Source organism: Rhodospirillum sp. A1_3_36 (genome assembly GCF_047263945.1).
Taxonomy (GTDB): domain Bacteria; phylum Pseudomonadota; class Alphaproteobacteria; order Rhodospirillales; family Rhodospirillaceae; genus Rhodospirillum.
This window is the reverse complement of sequence record NZ_JBLAVB010000081.1, coordinates 1-1,609: the sequence shown is the minus strand read 5'-3', so window position 1 is coordinate 1,609 and position 1,609 is coordinate 1. Positions and strand designations below refer to the sequence as shown.

The following is a 1,609-nucleotide window of genomic DNA, read 5'->3' as shown; positions in this document are numbered from 1 at the left end:
GGATACAGATCCGTCACCGGAACCGCCAGGCTCAAGGGGCAAGCGCCGCTGGACGCTATCCGCGATCTCATCCAGGGCAGTTTCGCACTCGCTTGACGCGCCTGCCGCCAACCCCGTGAGCAATTACCTGCACCCCGCCGAGCGACGTCATCCGTGATCCCCACATATCGGGTCGTTCCATTCTCGATCTCCCGCTCAAGTGGCCGAAAACTTCTTGCCTTGCGGGTGGCAACCATAGAAGCAGTTACATACTGAGAACACACGAAATATCTTTTATTTTCTGGAAAGTTTTTAGATTACCCCTCGTCCAGCCAGACTTCTTTTGCCCAACTCGCTAAATCAGGCCACATCTCTTCGGCCTGACCATCATGGCTCCAAAACCTGACTGTCCCGTCTTCCAATAGACAATAATAGTCCCCATTATCTTCACAAATTGGCAGCCAGTCGTGTGGGACACCAACCTCTCTTCCTTCCTTCAATCCAAGCAAAAGGTCTCCATATTTCTCACGGAATTCTTCGTTCAGCGTAAAAGGGGACAACGTCCCAACAAACGCGTTACTTACTGATTTCAAAAAAAACTTATAATCGTCCGAAAATTTAATGCCGGTCAAATTTTCATATTTATCGATCAAAGCATCACTTGGTAATAATTGTGCTCGACCCTTCGGATCATCAAGCAGATTAATTTCTTCAACAACCTCTCTCATAGATATCTGCATTTTTTCTCTCCTAAAAATCATTAGCTCTATTTTTCCAGTAATTCTTACGCCAAGACTTGAATTGAGCCCGACCTATTCCAGATGGAACGTTATTAGGCATATGAAGGACACTGTGATTGCTCCCGTGGAGGGTCTGGGTAACTTCAGCAATAGCTCCATTTTGTTGCTGCGTAAGATGGTGTAAGTTAATAGATTTACCATCCGGACCAAGTGGCGCTCTCCCAGATTGCATGAGTTCCAAATTTGTTTTCCCTGTCTTAGGGTCAATCATTGCCGGATTAATTAGGTCATTTCGTTGATAAACCCTATTCCCACTGAATTCGATTGGATCGGAGGACCAGTACTTCCTTTGCTTAGAGAATACCTCTGCAGCATCCGCTTCCGCGCGTACGACAACATTCTTGCCGATCCGCTCAGTCTTGAGTATGACCCCGACACCGCCCGGAATAAAGGGCAGAAGCAACGCTGCACCATCGAGGACAACCGCGCCACCGGCGAGAAGAACATCCAAGAGGTCACTGTTCTCATCGGTGATCGTAAAGCCCAATTCCGCCACGGAAACACCGAGGGAAAAGAGATCCCATAGGGTCTCCAGCGCGTTGTTCTCCACGGCGACCTGACCTGCGCCAGACGCTTCGTTCGCATCCAGACCTGCCAGTGTCGCCGCCGTGGCTGCGGCCAACTTGGACACTTGGGTGACCTGAGCACGGACGGCGTCGAGGTCGGCCCCGGTGTATTTCGTTGTATCCAGGCTTCCCAGGTACGCCTCGGCGGCCATCTCGGCAACGGCGGCACCCACCGCCCGAGAGCTGCAGGACGTTCCCGCGATGGCCCCGGTTGCGCAGCCCAAGGCCGCATGGGCCACCTTGTGACCGATGTAGCCCAAGGTG

2 protein-coding genes are annotated in these 1,609 nt (G+C 51.6%); both read right to left on the bottom strand.

All coding sequences use genetic code 11. The annotated features are described in order from the left end of the window. Positions 1-296: 296 nt before the first annotated feature. Positions 297-719, bottom strand: coding sequence for an SMI1/KNR4 family protein (locus tag ACLIRY_RS27010; RefSeq protein WP_413208514.1), 423 nt, complete (start codon positions 717-719; stop codon positions 297-299). A gap of 10 nt (positions 720-729) precedes the next feature. Beyond that, positions 730-1,609 (bottom strand): HNH/ENDO VII family nuclease (locus ACLIRY_RS27005; RefSeq protein WP_413208513.1); only part of this gene is annotated, 880 nt, incomplete at its 5' end.

What these genes read in the sequence shown, in the direction of transcription:
- ACLIRY_RS27010 (WP_413208514.1), bottom strand. Translation starts at nt 719, where the DNA reads ATGCAGATATCTATGAGAGAGGTTGTTGAAGAAATTAATCTGCTTGAT.